17 protein-coding genes, 1 tRNA gene and 1 pseudogene are annotated in these 20,355 nt (G+C 41.8%); 8 read left to right on the top strand and 11 right to left on the bottom strand.

The features are described from left to right. Positions 1-72: 72 nt before the first annotated feature. A pseudogene (locus tag V7K69_RS22120) lies at positions 73-1,437 on the bottom strand (cytochrome P450). 76 nt (positions 1,438-1,513) lie between these two features. Then, positions 1,514-2,467: a Rieske 2Fe-2S domain-containing protein gene (locus tag V7K69_RS22115; protein ID WP_335038257.1), complete on the bottom strand. Its 954-nt coding sequence runs from the start codon at positions 2,465-2,467 to the stop codon at positions 1,514-1,516. A 310-nt stretch (positions 2,468-2,777) separates the two neighbouring features. Between V7K69_RS22115 and V7K69_RS22110 the strand changes: the two genes are divergently transcribed. Beyond that, complete coding sequence (locus tag V7K69_RS22110; protein WP_335038255.1) at positions 2,778-3,434, top strand: TetR family transcriptional regulator; 657 nt, start codon at positions 2,778-2,780, stop codon at positions 3,432-3,434. 28 nt (positions 3,435-3,462) lie between these two features. On the opposite strand, the gene V7K69_RS22105 is transcribed toward V7K69_RS22110, so the two are convergent. The 3 genes from V7K69_RS22105 to V7K69_RS22095 all read right to left on the bottom strand — a co-directional run bounded on the left by V7K69_RS22105 (position 3,463) and on the right by V7K69_RS22095 (position 4,744). Beyond that, positions 3,463-4,038 carry a Uma2 family endonuclease gene (locus V7K69_RS22105; protein WP_335038253.1) on the bottom strand — a complete coding sequence of 192 codons (576 nt, stop codon included), beginning with the start codon at positions 4,036-4,038 and terminating at the stop codon, positions 3,463-3,465. 92 nt (positions 4,039-4,130) lie between these two features. Next, complete coding sequence (locus V7K69_RS22100; RefSeq protein ID WP_335038251.1) at positions 4,131-4,463, bottom strand: hypothetical protein; 333 nt, start codon at positions 4,461-4,463, stop codon at positions 4,131-4,133. A 17-nt stretch (positions 4,464-4,480) separates the two neighbouring features. After that, positions 4,481-4,744 (bottom strand): cytochrome P450, encoded by a 264-nt coding sequence (locus V7K69_RS22095; protein WP_335038248.1) that lies wholly within the window; start codon positions 4,742-4,744, stop codon positions 4,481-4,483. A 318-nt stretch (positions 4,745-5,062) separates the two neighbouring features. Here V7K69_RS22095 and V7K69_RS22090 point away from each other — a divergent pair, with 318 nt between their 5' ends. Beyond that, positions 5,063-5,254, top strand: a complete 192-nt coding sequence (locus tag V7K69_RS22090) for a hypothetical protein (protein WP_335038246.1) — start codon at positions 5,063-5,065, stop codon at positions 5,252-5,254. Positions 5,255-5,459: 205 nt separating this feature from the next. Here V7K69_RS22090 and V7K69_RS22085 read toward each other — a convergent pair whose 3' ends face one another. The 5 genes from V7K69_RS22085 to topA form a co-directional block, all read right to left on the bottom strand. Then, positions 5,460-8,159, bottom strand: a complete 2,700-nt coding sequence (locus V7K69_RS22085) for an HD family phosphohydrolase (protein WP_335038364.1) — start codon at positions 8,157-8,159, stop codon at positions 5,460-5,462. 416 nt (positions 8,160-8,575) lie between these two features. Next, positions 8,576-9,517: an ADP-ribosylglycohydrolase family protein gene (locus tag V7K69_RS22080; RefSeq protein WP_335038244.1), complete on the bottom strand. Its 942-nt coding sequence runs from the start codon at positions 9,515-9,517 to the stop codon at positions 8,576-8,578. Positions 9,518-9,628: 111 nt separating this feature from the next. Continuing rightward, positions 9,629-10,090 (bottom strand): type II 3-dehydroquinate dehydratase, encoded by a 462-nt coding sequence (gene aroQ / locus V7K69_RS22075; protein WP_335038242.1) that lies wholly within the window; start codon positions 10,088-10,090, stop codon positions 9,629-9,631. Between the two features lie 7 nt (positions 10,091-10,097). Continuing rightward, on the bottom strand, positions 10,098-10,238 hold the full coding sequence (locus tag V7K69_RS22070) for a hypothetical protein (RefSeq protein WP_012410890.1): 141 nt from the start codon (positions 10,236-10,238) through the stop codon (positions 10,098-10,100). A gap of 501 nt (positions 10,239-10,739) precedes the next feature. Beyond that, positions 10,740-13,400 (bottom strand): type I DNA topoisomerase, encoded by a 2,661-nt coding sequence (gene topA / locus V7K69_RS22065; RefSeq protein WP_335038240.1) that lies wholly within the window; start codon positions 13,398-13,400, stop codon positions 10,740-10,742. Positions 13,401-13,812: 412 nt separating this feature from the next. On the opposite strand from topA, the gene V7K69_RS22060 reads away from it, so the two are divergent. Further along, a complete protein-coding gene (locus V7K69_RS22060) occupies positions 13,813-14,106 on the top strand; it encodes a hypothetical protein (protein WP_193866988.1) in 294 nt (97 codons plus the stop codon). Continuing rightward, positions 14,093-15,148, top strand: coding sequence for a DUF6745 domain-containing protein (locus V7K69_RS22055; RefSeq protein ID WP_335038236.1), 1,056 nt, complete (start codon positions 14,093-14,095; stop codon positions 15,146-15,148). The genes V7K69_RS22060 and V7K69_RS22055 overlap by 14 nt, the downstream gene beginning before the upstream one ends. An 88-nt stretch (positions 15,149-15,236) precedes the next feature. Here the strand turns inward: V7K69_RS22055 and V7K69_RS22050 are convergent, their stop codons facing one another. Beyond that, complete coding sequence (locus tag V7K69_RS22050; RefSeq protein ID WP_335038234.1) at positions 15,237-16,829, bottom strand: iron uptake porin; 1,593 nt, start codon at positions 16,827-16,829, stop codon at positions 15,237-15,239. A 368-nt stretch (positions 16,830-17,197) separates the two neighbouring features. Between V7K69_RS22050 and V7K69_RS22045 the strand changes: the two genes are divergently transcribed. The 4 genes from V7K69_RS22045 (at position 17,198) to V7K69_RS22030 (ending at position 20,084) form a co-directional block, all read left to right on the top strand. Next, complete coding sequence (locus V7K69_RS22045; protein WP_335038232.1) at positions 17,198-18,145, top strand: metal ABC transporter substrate-binding protein; 948 nt, start codon at positions 17,198-17,200, stop codon at positions 18,143-18,145. A 133-nt stretch (positions 18,146-18,278) separates the two neighbouring features. After that, the gene (locus tag V7K69_RS22040; RefSeq protein WP_114085699.1) at positions 18,279-19,055 is read left to right on the top strand and encodes a metal ABC transporter ATP-binding protein; all 777 of its coding nucleotides are present in this window, start codon (positions 18,279-18,281) and stop codon (positions 19,053-19,055) included. Between the two features lie 11 nt (positions 19,056-19,066). After that, positions 19,067-19,936 (top strand): metal ABC transporter permease, encoded by an 870-nt coding sequence (locus V7K69_RS22035; RefSeq protein WP_335038228.1) that lies wholly within the window; start codon positions 19,067-19,069, stop codon positions 19,934-19,936. Between the two features lie 75 nt (positions 19,937-20,011). Further along, positions 20,012-20,084, top strand: a tRNA-Phe gene (locus V7K69_RS22030). Positions 20,085-20,355 lie beyond the last annotated feature (271 nt).

Genomic DNA, 20,355 nt, shown 5'->3' with positions numbered 1-20,355 from the left:
AGTATCAACCTGTTTAGAGACGCAAAACTATGCGTCTCTAAACGCACAAAATCGATTTGTTTCATCAAAGATTTATGTTTGACTATTCAAGGGCTGCTTGATCACCAAAGGCTCAATATATGCTTGGAGAGTATCTTTAATTTTAGAAGGCTGACGAACTGGAGCGATCGCAGAATAATCCGGTTTTACTGTCCAGTCGTAATGGCGAAGTAGTGTGGAAAGCACAATTTTCATTTCCATTTGGGCAAATTCCATACCTAAACAACTGTGCGAACCATGACCAAAACCCACTAATGCTAAGGGATGTTTCTTATCTTCTTCACGAGGTGGTGCAAAGCGATCGGGGTCGAAGCGATCGGGTTCGGTGTACAGTTCTGGTAAACGGTGAGTCAGCATCGGCGAAATAGTCACAAACCAACCTGCTGGGATGCGATAGCCTCCATACTCAATATCCTTGAGGACACCACGATTATAGGCATACACTGGCGGATAGAGTCTTTCTGCTTCTTTTAGTACGTTAGTTAAATCTGGAAGTTGTTTGAGATGAGACAGGCTAAGGGGATTATTTCCCACAACTGCTAATTGTTCTTGGCGCAGCCGCTCTCGCCATTCTGGGTGATTACCTAATTCAAATATTACCCAAGTCAGTAATGAGGCTGTTGTCTAATGTCCAGCAAATAGCAATAGTAATGCTTCGTTGATTACCTGTGTTTCGCTCAACTTATTGCCGTCTTCATCAACAGCCGCTAGCAGCAATCCCAAAACATCTTTTGATTCTTCTAAGTTACCCTGCTCGATACGCTGGGCGATCGCTTCACGCAAGAAAGCCACTAATTTACCCCTAGCATTTTGACCGCGACCATATAAAGTAAAGGGGACATTCCATTTAAATATCGCCATACTGCTATCTAACAGTTGTGTAAACCACTGACTGGTTTGCTCAACTTCACTTTTGTTCTGACTTCCCAAAAATAGGCGAGTCGCAACCATCAGGGTAAGCTGACGGAAACTAGAATTTAAGGAAATCGTTCCCCGTTCTCCCCAATTTTCGAGGAAGTCTTGCACAATATTTTGAATGGTATCGAAGTATGTAGCGATCGCTTTTCCGTGAAATGCTGGATACATCAAGCGACGAGTTAGGCGATGTTCTTCCCCATCTTGTAATAAAATATTATTGCCAAATGTCGATTCTAGGAAATACCACCCTATCCGCGACGACATATTTTCCGCCTGTTCCACCAGTACCAACCGATTAGCACTAGGGCCAATTAAATAAGCACGTTTACGCCCCATAACGCTCGTCTTAAAAACTGACCCATACTGCTGGAATCGTCGCCATAAATACAACTCTGAATCCCTAAATATTTCCAAAGTCTCCCCCAAAATGGGTAAGCCATAGCTACCAGGAATTTCTTCGGCGGATTTTAGCTGCTGCATATTTAAGTACCTCTAGCAGGAATTAGCTACAGTATCTACTTAATTCTAAAACTTAGTTAGGCTTTGCAAATCTAAATTACCAATCACGGTAAAGTTTTTCTGCGTAGAACATAATCTCTTCATTTGGCAATCTAATTTTCGGTTTTTGCCGAGGATACAAAGTTTCAACTGCACCTGTATCCTGTTGAATGACTGTAGCTGCTACTTGTAAAACTGAGTTTTTAAACAGAAATTTCATCAAAGGATTGACGACTTTGGCATACATCAAAATGAAAGTTTTGGTGATTTTATCTGTTTCAGGGTAGAGAATATGAATTTGAGCAATATCACCAATCGGCGTTTTAGCAAAAAAAGCTGTAGTTGAAGGAAATGCGTATTCTAGTGTGTTAGAAAGTCTTTTAGGAAAGATTCCCAAAACAGGATTTTTGATAATTTCTCCTAGCGTGTTGTTGGCTCTAATCAGTTCTTGTTTAACTGTGGCATAATATCCTTTTTCTTCAAAAGCACTGACATTACAAGTTGTAATTTTAAATAGTTCTTTATGAGTACCATTTTGGTGATTATAGTCATAGTTAACCATCAGGTTAGTCAAAAACTCACCCTGAATACTTTTATCCCCAGTTACTCCCAGAAACTCGTATTCATCGACAATTTTTTGATGCAAATCTGGAATTGGTAATCTTGGCTCAAATCCAGCATAAGTCCAGATACAATCATTGCTAATAATTAGCTTTAATGTTTTGATAATTGGCTGAGTGTCTTTTTTATCTCCTTGCTGTAGTCTACCTTGTCCATCAAATTCTAGTGCATGAAAAGGGCAAGTAATAGTATCTCTTTCTTGGCAAACCCAGCCGTCTGATAATGGAGCCTGTATGTGTGGACAGATATTATCAAGGGCAAAAACTTCGCCTTTTTGGTTTTGCCAAATGACATAATCCTGTCCATTTAAAGTTATTTTATTGGGTTTATTGACTCCTAATGTAGATTTGTGCGCGATTAGCCAAGGCGCACCTGGTAAAATTGCTTCCATTTTTCCTCCAAAATATTGATAATTTCTTGAAAAATCGCTAGATGAGTTAGTAAAACGTCACGCAATATTAAAACTTGGTGTTGCCTGTCCTACATCACTTTTTTGAATATAAATTGTGATATAAAGTCTTGTCTGCAATGGACGAACTAATACAACCGCGCATTTGCTCGGCTAATGGCTACTGCATTGCTAAATCATGCAATTAACTAACTAATTTTTTAGTTAGTACTAACTTAATAAATTTCATCTTCTGTGTCAACTACTAACGAATTTTTTAGTTAATATGTTTTCGTTATGATGATGGAGCAACGTGGGTCGTTCAACGCAGTCAAAATTCTCAGCTAAAAAGCCGCGTCAGGTGCGCGATGCAGAAGCGACGAAAAAGCAGATTCTCGATGCAGCGGAAGCAGAGTTTGCTAGAAATGGACTTAGTGGGGCGCGGACAGGAGCGATCGCTAGAGGTTCAGGTGTCACCACAGCGATGATTTACTACTACTTCCAGAGCAAGGAAGGACTATATGAAGCTGTTCTGCAACGTCCGGCGGTGGAGATGCACGAAGGGTTTAAGCAGCTAAATTTGGATCAGTTCCCACCAGAGGAGGCGTTGAAGGTGCTTGTCAAAGAAGCGATCGCTTACGAAGCTGCTCACCCACACAGAGGGATGCTTTGGTTTCAAGAAGCCAACCAAAATCAGGGAAAGTATTTTAAACAGGCAAATTGGCAAGAAAATTTTAGCTATCTGATCAAGATTTTAGAACGGGGAATGGCTGAAGGTTGTTTCCGTCAGATCGATCCATTTCTCACAACTCTGCATATTATTGGGGTTTGTAATTTATATTTCAACGCTTACGAAAACATCAAGCATACTAGACCTGATTTGCAACTACTGAGTCCAGAAATGATTGATCAGCATAGTCAAGCAGCAGTTAATTTTATTTTGGCTGGGGTGCGACGTAGTGAGGATTAGGGATTGAATATTGGGAAACTGCGATCGCTTAACTCAAAATCTGTGCCAAATCCAGTATAAATCCAGGCAATACATCTTCACCTGATAAGCTGGTAGGCGATCGCAAAACCTCAACTTCCTGTCCTGGGTGGTAAATTTCTACCTGTTGGTTCTGCGGATCAATCAGCCAACCTAAACGCACACCATTCTCAATGTACTCCTGCATTTTTTGTTGCACAGTTTTTAAGCTGTCTGAAGCAGAGCGTAACTCTACCGCAAAATCGGGAGCAAGCGGTAGGAATTTAGCAGGGTCGGGATTTAGGGCTTCTAATCGCTCCCGGCTCACCCAAGACGCATCGGGAGAGCGGTTTGCACCATTGGGGAGTTTGAAACCTGTAGAAGAATCAAAAGATAGTCCTGTACCATCAGCGTCAGTCCAATTACCTAAACGCTGTGTCAGTCTACTATTACGATTTCCGCTTTCCCATCCAGTTGGTGGCATGATAATTAATTCTCCCTCTGCCGTGCGCTCAAGTCGCAAATCTCGATTATTTTGACACAGTTGGAAGAACTGCTCATCTGTTAGTTCAATGGTGGGGCTGAGGTTTAGAATCAGGGCAGTCATAGTTGCCTCTCAATCTTGCTAACTGTAGCGTAGCATTTGGTTGACCATCTATCTAGATGAGCTTCTACCTTAGTATACAAATTAGAGTAAAATCAAGTTTTATCAATTACTGCAAGTTGTGCAGATAATTCATCTTCTTCAAAGGCATCTGAGTACAATCTTTTATTAAATATCTGAATTAAATTTTGTACTGAAATTTCCTTAATACGAATACCATCAACATCATATAATTCTCTAGTACTCTCTTGAGTAATTATCCAAACTTGACGATTTTTACCCTGAATTTGGAGTGTTTTTTTCCTTCCTCCACCATCTGTTAGTCTGACATCAATTGTCATCTGAGAATTTTTTAATTTATTTACATAGTTTTCAATATGCTCTTTTTTGTGTTCATCAAAATTTCTTCTCAGCGTACAATCATACATTACTGCAAGGCTTCCAATTATAAAGAAACCATCCGCTCTACCAGCTTGATTTTTTTATCGTATTGATACAAGTTATGTATACCGAGAAGTCTGAGAACCATAAAGACATAATCCTCAAACTCTGCTGAATCTGATTGGGCAAATTCCATGCCTAAACAACTATGCGAACCATGACCAAAACCCACTAATGCTAAGGGATGTTTCTTGTCTTCTTTACGAGGTGGTGCAAAGCGATCGGGGTCGAAGCGAGAATTTTTGCAATGATTATACTTGATACACATATCTGGGTTTGGTGGGTTGACGATAACGAGCGATTAACTAAAAAACATTGGCAATATATAGGAGAATATCAATCTCAGGGTTGAGGAGTAAGTATTGTTTCTTGTTAGGAGGTTGTCAAATTAGTCGAAAAAAATCGACTGGTTTTTTCTTGTTCAGTTAATGAATGGCTAGAAGTTCAACTAAGTTACCCACTGACCAGATATTTGATGTGTCTTCTCATAGTTCACATATAATTCACGAAAAGTACAGAAAGAATACTGTTGAATGTCAAACATGGTACTAGATAATATTAATACGTTAAGTCAACAGTATTACTAATGAGTAACAATAATAAAAAAAATCCAGCAGAAGCAGCCTGTTATGCAGCAGGTGTGGGTGTTGCAGCGACATTAAGAGGCATGGGTTCAGCCGTAGGTGGTACATCTGTAGCTATTGTTGCTGCTCCTGTGATAGCCGCAGGTACAGTTGTAGAATTAGTAGCTTATGGGTTGAAAAAAATCTTCGATTAGTAAGTATTCAACAGTAGCAAAAATAAAACCGCCTATAAGCTGAGGGCGGTTTTATTTTTGCTATTATCACAGTTTAATCTGTTGTGTTTTTCGTCTGGTAAACGAATAGTTAAAGTAGTTATTTTTGTTTAAATCCTAATAATTTATTCATATTTTAAAATTGAGAAGTTAGGAAATAAAAATTCCAAATCTTTGAAATCTTTAATTACGAATTCCGCACAGTGTTACTAGCCTTCAACTTCGGATAAGCAATCCGTTTGTGATGAAATTGCTGCCAAACATCCACAAATATCTGGGCAATTTGTGACATCTCTTCCCGTTTTAATCCGGAATCAACGAGTTGATTGTCTTGCCATTTCGCACGCAGAATATTATTCAGCATTGTTAAAGCTTGTTCGGTGGAGACATCTTTAAGCGATCGCTTCTCTCCCACACGCTTACCCGAACTTGATGCTTGCAGCGATCGCAGCGCTGCTTCGCAAGAGTCCGCTAACATCACAATTCCGGTTTCCCGCGATTGGGGAATCGGGCCATCGTAGCGAAAATCTGCGTCGTCTACTGTTAAACTTGGATCTGACTGAGCCATTTGCTGGGCTTGGTGATGGAAATAGGCAATTACCATCGTTCCCTGATGCTCTGGAATAAAAGCTTGAATCGCTGTCGGCAAAAGGTGTTTACGCGCCATCACTAACCCTTCTGTTACGTGCTTTTTGATAATCTCTGCACTCTTCCAAGGGTCTTTAATCTCTGTATCATGTTTATTCGGCCCCCCCATTTGATTTTCAATAAATCCAAGTGGGTCGTGCATTTTGCCAATATCATGATATAATGTCCCAGCCCTAACTAGTTCAACATTGCATCCTAGTTCTTTGGCAGCAGCTTCGGCAAGGGTAGCTACAAATAACGTGTGTTGAAAAGTTCCAGGAGTCTCTGTAGCGAGTCGTTTTAATAAAGGGCGGTTCGGGTTCGCTAACTCTGCTAAACGGATGGGAGTGACCAAATCGAAAACTTTTTCGAGATAAGGACTCAACCCTAAAGCTACAACACTCCAGCCTAAACCAGATAAAGCAAAAAAGCCGGCTTCTCGGAGGACGAGATACCAGGTTGAACCAAATGCTTGACCAATTAAGATTTTAACAACCAGGTAAATACCGCCCTGAGTTAAAGCGATCGCAACCCCTAATAATGCCAATTCTTCCCGCGATCGCAATCGTTGCGCGATGTAACTACCTAATATTGCCCCACCAGCACCAGCTAAAAGCGCAGCTTTGCTCATATCCAAGGTAACAGCTAATATCGGCAACAGCAGTCCAATAACTGTTAACCCCAAAGTCGGCCCGTAGAAGCTTCCCAACAATAAACCAAGGGCGCTCCAAGTGGTGTAAGGCAATCCCATTGTCACCAATCCTGGCACACTCAGAGTTAGCAATAACACCAATAGGCGATCGCGTTGTCGTAATTCATAATCAACATGGCGTTCTACCCAGACAAAAATGCCAATGGCGATCGCTATCACCCCTCCTAACTTCAACAACCCCCGCCATTTTACTTCTCGGCGAACCAGGTGATAATGCTCCAGCACCTCTAAGTCCCATGCAGTAATCTGCTCTCCTCTTTTGACAATTACCTCACCATGCCGCACCTTCACCATCACAGGTGGCACTCCAGCAGCAGCCTTTTGAGCATTTTCTCTCGTTTCTTCTTCATCTTTTTGCAGATTCGGCTTGAGTACAGCGAGCAACAGGTTCTTTGCCAAAGGTTCGGCGGATTCTGGTACAAAGGATTGCAATTGCAAACTCACCGCATCCTGTAAGATATTTTTTGGCAGTCCCTGTGGGATGCCTTGGGTGAGAATCCGCTCTGCACTCTGATGGATTCCCATTTGTGTTTTTTCCCACTCCACATCTGACAAATCCAAAAGGAATGATTCTTCGTATACTGCTTCTGGGGTAACAGTCTCTAACTGTAAAAGTTTGGTAGTCGCTTCGGTGTATCTTTTGCGTGTTTGGGAAATTTGGGCAATCAGTAAAGACAAGTTTTTCTCAGAAGTTGTGACGCGGTAAGATTCTAGTTCTGCAACTGCTTGAGTAAAATCAGTACTTTGAGAAAAATCAACTGGCTCTGTTTTCTGTGGTGTTGTGCGCGGTTGGCGTTCCTGATTGGATGCAGCTATAGATGATGAACGGGATGAGGCGGTTTGTCCTGTTCCTTTCTTTTGCTGATTTTTACTATTTTCTACGGCTAATAGCAGTGCTTGCCATTCTGAGTCATTACAAGAGCGGAGATAACGCTGGGTAGAGATGGGCAAAACTACAGAATCAAAAAAAGGAAAAGCTCCAGCAACAGCGCGAATTTCGTTACCATCATCTAGAAGTTGTTGCAAATTTTCGTTGATTTGTTCGTTCATTCGCGCATCTAGCATCAACACTTGTAAGGAGCTTCCACTGACGGCTTTGCGCTCGGCTTCTGTTTTTTTCTGATCTTCGATTTTAGCTGTATAAGGCGCTGTAATGGTTTGGGGTGCGGGATGTCCTAGTTGCAGTTGAGTTTGGTTGTATAATTTTTGCCCAATAACGCCTGTAAGGGATAATACAGCGATCGCTAAAATTCCCAAAGAGCGGTGTTCATGCACCCAATCTAAACAGACCGAATAAATACTACTCTTAGTTGTTACCGATTTTGCCTTTGACTGGAGCGCTCTTTCTTGTTTTCGACGAGTGCTTTTGTCATTGCTTTTGGATAAAAATAAGATTACATTCTTCAGGAAAGTTGCTAAAAGTTCCTTTCTATCGCTTTTACTTTTGGGACTTCTCATTAACTTTCCTTTACGGCGTAGTCCTTTGTACTGTCGCCGCCAGTGAGTCAATTGCTGGGTTAAGAACTGCAAAAATTCCTGCATTTTCATTATCTCTGCCTGCAATTGCCTACTTTGATAGCTCAAAAAAAAGACAATCATCAGGGAAATTTCATCTGCTACTGTTGCAACTACAGTGACGGAGGCTAATTAAAGCTAATTTGTCACAATAGCTACTGACAGAATCTGTCTGAGGTTTGCTGAAAAGTTCTAGTATATAAGACTAGTACACTGTAGCAATGGGCAAAAGCCCCTTGTCTAGTTAATTGAGACGGTAGCTGGATTTAATTCAAGCTTGTCTTATTATGTTTTAAGCTGTTGTGCCTTTAATTTGCACTAATATTTTTTCAATATGATTGTGGGGTGGGCCGAAAAGCCCGCCTTGATAGTGCAAGTTGTATACGTAACAGCTTATCAAGCTAATTTTGAGAGTTTAGTACCCGCACCATTTTTCGCTGGAAATAAAATTAACGCGATCGAATAACGCGGGGAGCTGCGTAAACTGAAAGCAAAGCCTCCTCACATCCCTGTGTTAACTCTCTGGGATTTAGGTCAATATCATACACTCCTGACCACACCGCCACAAATACATCGGTCAATTTTAACATTTGGGAAAAGCTAGTTAATCCCCATACAGGAGAATTCCTTTGCAAGAGCAAGACTTGCCAATTGACAGGAATTCCGCTTATACCGTTATATGCTCCTGATAAAGCACCAGTAATTGCTCCTGTAGCCTGTGAGTTTAGAGATGTAGCATCTTGCGCTTTAGAATTTCTATTGTGAGTAGCCTGCAAAACCGCAAGGCGAAAGTCTTCTAAGGTACTCAAAAAGGAGTAAAATGCCATAGCAATAGTGTTACTGAGTTTTTCTTCCCTAACAAACTCAGCTTGCGCCCTTGACAATCCTGCCCCTTGCCCTAATAAGTTCTGGACTTTTAATAATTTTTTTGGTATGGATGTCGGTGTTTCACCAAGAAAAGAAATTGTTTGTGGGATGAGGGTTAGAGGATCGAGTTTTTCAGTTAGGGCAAGAGATATCGCATAAGCTACCGCGAGTGTTCCATCCCTTACTACTGGGTCATCTTCCCAGATTTTAAGTACACGCAGCAAGTTTTGTCGCAGCTTAATCGGATTTTCGTGAAAAAAAAGTGCTATTGGTAGTGTGGCAATAATTATTTTTATCGATATATCATCAGCTGCTGCTAAATGAAGAGATTCTTGCTGCTGACGCGCTATCCAATCATCTAAATCTAATTTACCTAAGTTAATTAAACTCTCAGTACCCAGAATCGCCATTCTGCCTAAATCTAGGTAACTATGAGACTGGATTTTACCATCAGATGTTAAACTTCCCCCGATAAATGCTCCGAGAAAAGTACCTCTAAATCGACTTATAGGAGAGTAACGCATAGAATTTTGGATTTTGGGTTGCACCTTTGGTGCGCTTCTAGCGTAACTTAGATTTGGGATTGAATAATTTAATCCAAAATCCAAAATATCAAATCTAGAATTGAGTTATTTTTAATCTTTTCTCAAATGATTTACCAAAGCTTGTAAGCCCAACAAGTAACTTTGAACGCCAAAACCACTTATTTGCCCGATCGCAACTGGGGCGATGTACGAATGATGACGAAAATCTTCCCGGCGGTAAATATTACTCAGATGTACTTCGACTGTGGGCAAGTTAACAGCCGCGATCGCATCTCGCAATGCCACACTTGTGTGAGTATATGCTCCGGCATTAATCAAAATTCCTTGATGTTGTCCTAATGCCTCATGAATAGTATCTACTAAGATTCCTTCATGATTTGACTGCAAGGGAAAAACTTTCGCCTGTAACTTGAATCCTTCTTCTTCTAACAGGCGGTTAATTTCAGCTAGTGTCAACGAACCATAAATTCCTGGTTCTCGCTGTCCTAGCAAATTCAAGTTTGGCCCATGCAGTGCCAGAATGCTTAAGGGTTGTGATGTCGAGTTCAGCACTTTGGCTCTAGTGGCGACGACGCGAGCGATCGTTCACAGGAATCGGAATCAGTTCCGGTTCCGGTTCAGCCTCTGGCCCTAACAGGCTCTCAATCAGCCTGCGTGCTAATTCCTTAAGCTTTTCCAGCACCTTTTCTATATAGTCCATGAACTGAATGCTCCTGAGATACTACCTCAAATTTTGATTAACAGGTACGCAGAAAATGGCACATTGTCGTACCTCTGGCTTCCAACCGGGCACAGACACAATCCCGTTTTTGGGACATAAGCCACTTCTAAAATTTGGCGTTGTGTTCTCCCTTACTTTTTAGAGTATCACACTTGCAACCTAGAGAACTGCATCCTATCAAGGATAAATATCAAGGGTCAAGAGTTTAAAGATCGGACTTTGGACTCTTGACTACGAATTTTAGATTTACGATAGCGTACCCTTAGCGTTAGCGAGTCATCGAGCGTCCGTAGGAGCGTCTTTTAGATTTTAGATTTATTTACTTACAAGGGGGAGCCACTAGGGTGGACAGGTTCCCCGGAATAAAGCAAGTGGCCTCGGGGCATGAACCCCAAAATTAATTCTTTTAATCCAAAATCCAAGTTACGCCGGAAGGGCACCAAAGGTGTTACCCAAAATCTAAAATTAGTTGACTTGAAGTTAGCCTTCTGTAACTTTCTTTTTCGCAGCCGTCGTTGACTTAGCAGTTGACTTAGCAGTTGACTTAGATTTAGAAGTCGTTGATTTAGTCGTTTTGCGAGTCGATTTCGTTGTCGATGCCTTAGCTGCCAATAAGTTAAGCGCCTCAGTCAGAGTTATATCTTCTACAGTTTGACCTTCTGGGATACTCACATTAGTTTTGCCATGCTTGATGTAAGGACCATAAGGGCCATCGTAGATGTTAATTGTTTCCCCGTCCTCTGGATGTGGGCCTAATTCGCGTAAGGCTGCCTTGGACTTGCTGTTGGTGGAACTACGTCCCTTTTTGGGTTCTGACAATAGTTCTAATGCACGTTCTAGACTAATTGTCAACACATTGTCAGCAGCTTTAAGGGAACGGTAATCTTTCCCTTCCTTACCCTGGTCATGAACCACATAAGGGCCAAAGCGTCCCAAACTTGCTTGGATTTTGCTGCCTGTGACTGGGTGAACTCCCAATGTCCGGGGTAGTGCCAACAGACCAACAGCCATTTCCAGGGTAACGGTTTCTGGGGTGACACCCTTGAGTAGAGAAGCTTGTTTCGGTTTGGGGTTTTCGTCGGTTTTATCGCCCAATTGAACATAAGGCCCATAAGCACCGATTTTCACATAAATCGGTTCACCAGTTTCGGGATGCCGACCTACCTGGTCAGGGCCTGTGGTTTTTTGCCGCAGCAATACTTCTACCTGTTTGGGGTCGAGGTCTGCTGGTGTCAAGTCTTTGGGAATTGAGGCGGTGATTACCCCCTCACCATTTGTAACTTCAATGTATGGGCCATATTTACCAATACGGACTTTGGCATCTAGATTCTCTAGTTCTACAGTCCTAGCTTTGGTGGCATCAATTTGACTTTCCCGTTCTTTTACCAGGGTTTCTAGCCCTTTTTCTCCCAGATAAAATTTCTGCAAGTAGGGCAGCCATTTTGCTTCACCTGTGGCGATGTCATCAAGGGTTTGCTCCATCTTTGAGGTAAAACTGGGATCAACGATGTCTGGGAAATGTTTTTCCAGCAAATCGGTGACGGCAAAAGCTGTGAAGGTAGGAATGAGAGCGTTACTCACCAAATGGGCATAACCTTTGTCAATGATTGTGCCAATGATGCTGGCGTAGGTACTGGGACGACCGATACCTTCACTTTCTAAGGTTTTCACTAAAGAAGCTTCGGTGTATCTAGCTGGCGGTTGAGTTTCGTGGCCAACTGCTTCTAAATCTGTACAATTGGGATGATCTCCCACTTTCAGATTGGGCAAAATTACTTCCTGGTCTTCCAGTGCTGCTTCTGGGTCATCTGAACCTTCGACGTAAGCACGTAAATATCCAGGAAATTCAATCCGTTTGCCAGAAGAACGGAATCCAGCATCCTCAACTTGCAATTGCACGCTAATTTGAGTTTGGCGGGAATCAGCCATTTGACAGGCGACAGTCCGCTTCCAAATTAAATCGTAAACGGCAAGTTCTCGACCGCCTAAACCAGTTTCTTGGGGAGTGCGAAAAGTGCTGCCGGCTGGACGAATTGCTTCGTGCGCCTCTTGTGCGCCTTTGGATTTGGTGGTGTATTGCCGGGGTTGGGGACTGAGGTATTGTTGACCGTAAAGCTTTTCTACAGAACTCCGAGCAGCTGCGATCGCTTGATCTGACAAATGCACCGAATCTGTCCGCATATAGGTAATATACCCTTGTTCGTACAAATTCTGAGCAACCCGCATCGTGTCGCGGGCTGAGAGGCGCAGTTTGCGGTTAGATTCTTGTTGCAACGTCGAGGTGGTAAACGGTGGCGACGGTTTGCGCGTCACTGGGCGTTCCTCGATGTCGGTAACACTCCAGGTTTTCCCTGTTAGGCGTTCCTTGAGGGCTACGGCTTGGTCTTCGTTGAGCAACAAGACATTACGACCTGCGATAATTTCTCCAGTCGCTGCGTCAAAATCGCTGCCGTTAGCAATTTTGGTTCCTGCCAATGTTACCAACAGGGCACCAAAGGGGGTTTTTTCCTTTGACAAACTGGCTTTCAAATCCCAGTATGTACCCTCATGGAAAGCGCGGCGTTGGCGTTCCCTAGTGACTAAAAGCCGCACAGCTACAGATTGCACCCGCCCAGCAGATAATCCCCAGGCGATTTTCTTCCATAGCAGGGGAGATAGGGTATAACCCACGAGTCGATCTAAAATCCGCCGCGTTTCTTGAGCGCGAACCAACTGCTCATCGATATTGCGGCAGTTTTTTAGAGCTTTTTTGATCGCCTCTTGGGTGATTTCGTGAAACACCATTCGCTTAGTCGGAACTTTTGGCTTCAGCAATTGGTATAAATGCCAACTAATGCTTTCACCTTCCCGGTCTTCGTCTGTTGCCAGAATCAGTTCATCTACATCTTTAAGGGCTTCTTTAAGCTGGGTGACAATTTTCTTTTTGTCTTTCGGGACAACATATACCGGTTCAAAGTCGGCGTCCACATTTACCCCTAGCTGCGCCCATGTTTCCCCCTTGACGGCAGCAGGAATTTCACTAGCCGACTGAGGTAAGTCACGCACATGACCCATAGACGCTTCCACCCGATAGCCTGCTGGCAAGTAGTTGCGAATGGTACGAGCTTTGGTTGGAGATTCGACGATGACGAGAGTTGACATGGAAATTTCAATAAAAAGAATAGCTACTAAGCTAAACAGTCAAATTGAGGTAATTTTTGCAAATTGTCAAGATAAAAGGTCGCGCTTAGGGCGGTGATTTAATCCTCACATAAACTGTCTGCTTGGGAGAAAATCCCCTGAACTTGTGGCCCAGTCTGTCCCAAAGGATAGAGAAGGCTACGCTGGGTGTGAATTTCCAGCTATTTCAATCTTTAACTTATCTAACGCATAATTGGCGACTACAGTTTTAAAATTTGGGGAATGGGGAGTGGGGAATGGGGAAGGAAGGGAAAAATAACTATTTTATTGACCAATGCCCAATTCCCACTTTCATATAGCTTGTGCCAAAATTAAACCAAATTTGAGAGTAAAAGCGAAGTAGGGTTTGTATCCATGTCAGGAAAGCAAAACTATGAAACCAATTCGTCAAGGTGATGTAATTTTACTGCCTGTGCAGCAAATTGAAGGACAAAAAATACCTCACTTAACTTTGGCAGAAGGCGAAGTTACGGGTCATAAGCATCGCATTACTGAGGGAAACGCCGAATTATACGAAAAAGATAGCACACTCTACTTGCGTGTTTTCTCAGAGTCGGCATTGCTAGCTCATGAAGAGCATAAAGCTATTTCTATTCCCCAAGGTGACTGGATGGTGAAAATTCAACGGGAATACGAGCCTGAAGGTTGGCGTTATGTCGCTGATTGAAAATTTAACGCCTGAGCAAGAGGCTTTGATTCCAGTTTATCGGGAAAAGTGGCAGAAAATTGCGCTTTCGACCGAACGGATTGATCGTGAAAAAGCTGCGGAAGTTGTCAAAGCTGCATATACAGCTATCAATAAACAAGATCCGGAAATTATTTTTTGTGAAAGTCCTTATGCTGGTTTAAAAATTATTTATCAAAAGCTACCTAACTTAAGTTTTAATAATCTAGAATTTCTAAGTTTAAATGATAAGGTTTGCGGCTATATTACGGCAAGTTTAACTAATAAATATAGAGAATTTTCACATCAAATAAATACGCAGATTTTTGAAAAATTAACTGTTGTTGAACCAAGTTTCAGTCCACGAGAATATGTATTAGAAGATAAATTCCCAAATCAGCCTAAATTCAATATATATTTAGGAGATCGTCTCTGGTTAAATTTACAAAATTTGGCGAATCGTTGTTGTCATGTGGATTTTTACGTTTCTGTATTAAATTATTATTACAGTAAAAAAAGATGGGAAACTTTACAGTCTTTATCAAGGTTTTGTGGTTGGCTTTCTCCATTTGAAAAATTTTGTATAATATGCGATCGCCCCCTTCACCTACGCTTCGACAATGAAAATCGCCCCCACGCTGAAGGCGAACCCGCCATTGAATTTATTGATGGATATAGCCTCTACTCCTACCACGGTGTAACCTTACCTGAAAAATACGGTAAGATTTACCCGCACCAATGGCAATCTCAATGGCTTTTAACAGAGTATAATGCCGAACTACGCCGAGTATTAATTCAAGGTATTGGTTACGCCCGAATTTGCCAAGAATTACAAGCTATTGAATTAGATACTTGGCAAGAATACACTCTATTAAAAATTGATGCTGATGTTGATGAAGAATCAATTCATTTATTAAAAATGACTTGTCCTAGCACAAGCTTTATTCACGCCTTGCGAGTTCCACCAAATATAAACTCAGCGCGTGAAGCAATTAGCTGGGTGAATTGGGGTGTAGACCCAGAGGAATTTGGTGTGCAAACATAACTTACTTAACTGTATTAGGTTTTATTTTTGAGATTGCACAAAAAAGACGCAAAAGATAAATTTACGTCTTTTTTGGGAATCTTTAAAATTAGAAACTAAATGTGGTTCTCAGTGCGCCAATCACAACATCATCGTTGTTATTGTTATGATCAGGGGATGTTAGCCAGATGACTCCTGGCGTAATGGTGATATTGTCACTCAGCTTATACTGGTAGAACGCCTCAAGATGATAGGATGTATCGGGATCTGTATCTAATCCTGCGATATTAGAACTTGTTAATCTAGGTTCCACACCGGCAATAATACCAGCTAAACTTCCTTCTTTACCGAGGTCAGGGAAGCCGAGGGTAACGGCATAGTTCCAAATATCAACTTCTCCACGATCGCCATTTAATGTGCGGCTGTTGGTGTATCCAGCCCAACCACCCAAGACTATCTTATCGGTGATGCCGATGGATGCTTGGACACCATAAGAATTACTGGAAAATCGGGTGCCATTGTCATCTAAATCCAAGGGCGCGAGAGTTGCTGCATTGCTACCTGTAAGTAGTGGTTGGTTGTAAGAATTAATGTAAGTTAAACCAATAGTAATGCGATCGCTTGGTTTAACTGTCAACTGTGCCAACGCACCGTAAGATCCATTAAACAAACCATTATTGGGTGTAGGGTCATTAGCTGTACCACTCAAATACCCTAAACTCAGTGCCAATTTATCACTGAACTCGTGCGTTACTCCCAACCCCGCACCATTCATTTGGCCATAAATGGGGTTGCGTGTACCAAAGGTGGATAAAGCACCAAAAGCACCATCACCATCAAAGAGATTAACAGTACTGGTAATATCATCTGCTGCACCTGCGTTAGCGATCGCAACAACCTCTGTTTTTTCGCCCAACGGAAATCTGTAGAACAGTGCGTCTATAGCAGCATCAGTAGTACCATCCTCACCAGCAAAAAATAAATTGCCTTCTGGTGTACCAATGTCAGGGGTAAGAATATTATTAACCTGGATTCTGGTAAACAACGTATCTTTCCCAGTAAAACTGGTCACAAGTTCTATTCGCGCTCGTGCCCCTAAAGTTGTATTTTTATCTGTAATTTCTGCACCGTTAACTGTATTTCCTGACAAAACATCGCTAACGACAGCAACAACTTGTCCTTGCAGTTTGGTTGTGGTTGAAAACTGATTCGCCTCTAATTCAGCAGTTTTAGCTTCTACTGCATCTACACGACCTCGGAGTGTCGCCAGTTCTGCTGAAAAATCTGCTTGCAGCTTTTGTAATGTTGCTAAATCTTGTTTGTTAACTAAATCGCCTGTGGCTGTAGCGATAAGTTCGTTAACGCGATCGAGACAAGCATTTAAACCAGCAGCAAACTCATATCGCGTTAATGCGCGATTACCGCGATAAGTACTATTTGGGTATCCTGCAATACAGCCATAGCGCTCAACCAACGACTGCAATGCTTGGAATGCCCAGTCAGTAGGTTGTACATCAGAAAATTGAGATACGGAAGTAACTTGCCCTGTTATCTGAGTGTTTGTGTCTGGACTAGCTAAAACTTGCGGTTTATTGATTTCAGACGTAGCGGATGTTTCACCTGCAAAAGCAGCAGTATTCACAAATAGCATTGCACAGCAGACTGCTGGACTAACTAGCAGATATTTACAGAAATTTTGCATTTTTCTCCTCACACTGATCTCCAATTCACACCCAAAGCACGTTTTTTTAACGTGTATTTCATGCAAATATTTGTCAGTAATATTATCAGAAATCGACAACCTTTTTAAGAAAAAAAGTCAAGAAATCCTAATTATTCAGGGAAAACTAAATTGCAGAGGACTGTACCATCTGACAAAGTTTTGTTGTTACTCATTACACAGGAAACTGAGAATGATATTATGTGTTGGGAATGAGAATGAGAATTATTATAGTCTAAAGTTTAGAATAAGTCTTATAGACTTCCATCCATTTTGAGGAGGAAAACACCGTGATAATCAATGGCAAAGGGCTGATCATAGGAAGACAAAGAAGCGGCATCTTGTCCATAATGACTCTACTAATGTTGTCGATGATTGCTGGCTGTAGCCAATCGAATCCGAATCAGGGAACAATACCTGAACAGTCACCGCAAGCACAGGTAGCTGTATCCACCCCAGTAGCGCAGTTAGGAAAAACTAAAGTAGTGACGACATTTTTGCCGATATATTTGTTTACTAAGGCAGTAGCTGGGAATGTGGCAGATGTAGAAATTTTAGTGCCGCCTGGTACGGAGGTACATGAATATCAAGCGACACCCGAAAATGTCAAAGCGATCGCAACTGCGAATGTGTTAGTAAAAAATGGTTTAGGTTTAGAGGAGTTTCTGAAAAATACTGTTAAAAATGCCGAAAATACCAAACTAGCCGAAATTGATGCAAGTATTGGTATTAAACCCTTAAATGAAATTTCACCTGTTGTAAAAACAGCGAAAGAAGACCACGAACACGCCCAAGGTAATCCTCATGTTTGGTTAGATCCAGTTTTGGCAAAACAACAGGTAACTAATATTCGGGATGGGTTAATTGCTGCTGACCCGGCAAATAAACCTACTTATGAGGCAAATGCTGCGGTTTATATTAAAGAATTAGAAAGTTTAAATAATGAATTTCAACAGACTTTACAAAAAACTCCTAGTTGTACCTTTATTACCTTTCATGATGCGTTTCCCTATTTGGCAAAACGCTATAATCTCAAGCAAATTGCTGTGGTGCAAATTCCCGAAGATCAACTTTCACCAACTGATGTACAAAATGCAGTCAATGCTGTTAAAAAGTACAAAGTTAAAGCTTTATTTAGTGAACCAGGAGTAGATAACAAACTCCTAAGTAGCCTCTCCAAAGACTTGAAATTAACTTTGCGTCCTCTGGATTCCCTAGAAACTGGTGAAACAAATCCACAGTATTATTTCAAGGCAATGAAAGCTAACTTACAAATCTTGGAGACCTCGTGTAAATAGGTTTGTCTTTTGTCATTTGTCCTTTGTAAAAACTAATGACCAATGATTAATGACCAATGACCAATGACTAATGACCAATGACCAATGACTAATGACTAATGACTAATGACCAATGACTAATGACTAATGACCAATGACTAATGACATTGCTATTTTAAAAGTAGAAGGATTAACTGTCTATCAAGGTAGTTATTTAGCTGTTCGAGACGTTTCCTTTGAATTATTGCCAGGAACAGATACAGCTATTGTTGGCCCCAATGGTGCTGGTAAAAGTACCTTAGTAAAAGCGGTTTTAGATTTGATACCTCGAAGTGCTGGTACGATTGAAATATTCGGTCGCCCAATCGCAAGGCTGGGGCGTTTGCGTCATTTGTTGGGCTATATGCCGCAAAATTTCATCTTTGACCGCAGCTTTCCTATTTCTGTTAGCGAATTGGTGGGACTGGGATGGGCAAAGGAAGGAAAAAAGGGAGATTTATTTTTCTCCAAGCTGTGGAAACAAGACAGAGAAAAATCGGCAGCAGTAGTAGAAGCTTTACGGCGAACCGATGCTTATCATTTACAGCATCAAGCTATTGGTACTCTTAGCGGTGGTCAACTCAAGCGGGTGTTGTTGGCTTATTGTTTAGTAATGCCTCGAAAACTGTTGGTACTTGATGAAGCCTTTGCTGGTGTTGATGTGCAAGGTTCAGCAGATTTTTACGCTTTGCTAAATGAATTAAAGCGAGAGGAGGGTTGGACGGTATTACAAGTTTCCCATGATATTGATATGGTAAATCGCCATTGCGATCGCGTGCTTTGCCTCAACCAAAGCATTGTTTGTACTGGTAAACCAGAAATTGCCCTTTCACCGCAAAACCTGTTAGCCACATACGGCCCAGGTTTTAGCCGTTACCAGCACCAACATTAAAGCTTATAAATATGGATTTCTTCAATGATTGTCAGATAGCTTGGCTTGCGATCGCCAGTAGTAATGACTTGGTAAGCTTGTTAACATTCCCCTTTATGCAGCGTGCGATCGTCGGTGCTGTGTTAATGGGAATACTTGGCGGGATGTTGGGTAGTTTTGTCACCTTGCGCCAGTTGTCCTTTTTCAGCCATGCCGTTGGTCATGCAGCATTAGTAGGTGTGGCGTTAGGTGTGCTGCTACAAATAAATCCGACTTGGATGCTGTTACCTTTTACCTTGGTTTTCGGGGTTATTGTCCTCTACTTCATCGACAAAACCGATTTAGGTAGCGATAGCGTCCTTAGCATAGTGCTATCTGGGGCATTAGCGATCGGTGTGATTCTCACTAGCTTGATTAAAGGATATCGCGGTAACTTGATGGCTGTGCTGTTCGGAGATATTCTAGCGATCGATACCACAGATTTGATTTTGACGCTGTTAGTACTTGTGGGAGGTAGCATATTTTTACTATCAACCTTGCGACAGCAAATTTTATTAACCCTTAACCCTGATGTCGCACAAGTCCAAGGCGTTCCCGTTCAATTGTACCGCTATGTATTTGTGGTTTTGCTTTCACTCGCCGTTGCCGTAGCAATTAAAGCTGTCGGCGTTTTGCTGGTGAACGCCTTTTTGGTTATTCCCGCCTCCACCGCCAAATTGATGAGTCACCACTTTAGCCGCTTTCTAGTCATATCGGTGATAGTTGGTTCCATCAGCAGCATTGCTGGCATCATTGTCTCTGGTATTTTCAACCTTGCTTCTGGCCCGAGTATTGTTCTTGTACAATTCCTGCTATTTGTAGCCGTTTTCATCTGGTTTAAGTTGAATTTGAAAGCTGCATAAATCTTTTTTCTCCAAAGGCTTGCTATATTTTGGGATGTTTGCTACATTTATTAATCGTGGCTCACAAAAGCCCCAGCCGGGATAGCTCAGTTGGTAGAGCAGAGGACTGAAAATCCTCGTGTCACCGGTTCAAGTCCGGTTCCTGGCATCATCAAAAAACCCTTGATATCTAACGATATCAAGGGTTTTTTGGTTTCTAATCCCTGAAAAATAGAGGATAAATATTCTAGTCTTTATGCCATTTTTGGACGTTTTTGGATACCTTTAGATACAAAAGTGGTGTAAATATTCTCCTTTTGAGACGCTACGCGAACGGGAAGCAAGCTACGTTCCTCAAGCCAACCTACACAGTTTAAGGGTTTTGGGCTAACCCAAGCGTATTGACCTATAAATGCTCAAAAAATACTCAAAGTGCTGTA

Origin of the sequence: Nostoc sp. (assembly GCF_036917775.1) — a bacterium.
GTDB lineage: Bacteria > Cyanobacteriota > Cyanobacteriia > Cyanobacteriales > Nostocaceae > Nostoc.
Note: the sequence above shows the minus strand (reverse complement) of the source record. Positions and strands in the feature narration are given on the sequence as shown.

Coding starts and splice junctions, on each gene's coding strand:
- V7K69_RS22115 (WP_335038257.1), bottom strand. CDS start 2,467: ATGGAAGCAATTTTACCAGGTGCGCCTTGGCTAATCGCGCACAAATCT.
- V7K69_RS22105 (WP_335038253.1), bottom strand. CDS start 4,038: ATGACTGCCCTGATTCTAAACCTCAGCCCCACCATTGAACTAACAGAT.
- V7K69_RS22100 (WP_335038251.1), bottom strand. CDS start 4,463: ATGTATGATTGTACGCTGAGAAGAAATTTTGATGAACACAAAAAAGAG.
- V7K69_RS22095 (WP_335038248.1), bottom strand. CDS start 4,744: ATGTGTATCAAGTATAATCATTGCAAAAATTCTCGCTTCGACCCCGAT.
- V7K69_RS22090 (WP_335038246.1), top strand. CDS start 5,063: ATGAGTAACAATAATAAAAAAAATCCAGCAGAAGCAGCCTGTTATGCA.
- V7K69_RS22085 (WP_335038364.1), bottom strand. CDS start 8,159: ATGAAAATGCAGGAATTTTTGCAGTTCTTAACCCAGCAATTGACTCAC.
- V7K69_RS22080 (WP_335038244.1), bottom strand. CDS start 9,517: ATGCGTTACTCTCCTATAAGTCGATTTAGAGGTACTTTTCTCGGAGCA.
- V7K69_RS22070 (WP_012410890.1), bottom strand. CDS start 10,238: ATGGACTATATAGAAAAGGTGCTGGAAAAGCTTAAGGAATTAGCACGC.
- topA (WP_335038240.1), bottom strand. CDS start 13,400: ATGTCAACTCTCGTCATCGTCGAATCTCCAACCAAAGCTCGTACCATT.
- V7K69_RS22060 (WP_193866988.1), top strand. CDS start 13,813: ATGAAACCAATTCGTCAAGGTGATGTAATTTTACTGCCTGTGCAGCAA.
- V7K69_RS22055 (WP_335038236.1), top strand. CDS start 14,093: ATGTCGCTGATTGAAAATTTAACGCCTGAGCAAGAGGCTTTGATTCCA.
- V7K69_RS22050 (WP_335038234.1), bottom strand. CDS start 16,829: ATGCAAAATTTCTGTAAATATCTGCTAGTTAGTCCAGCAGTCTGCTGT.
- V7K69_RS22045 (WP_335038232.1), top strand. CDS start 17,198: ATGACTCTACTAATGTTGTCGATGATTGCTGGCTGTAGCCAATCGAAT.
- V7K69_RS22040 (WP_114085699.1), top strand. CDS start 18,279: ATGACTAATGACATTGCTATTTTAAAAGTAGAAGGATTAACTGTCTAT.
- V7K69_RS22035 (WP_335038228.1), top strand. CDS start 19,067: ATGGATTTCTTCAATGATTGTCAGATAGCTTGGCTTGCGATCGCCAGT.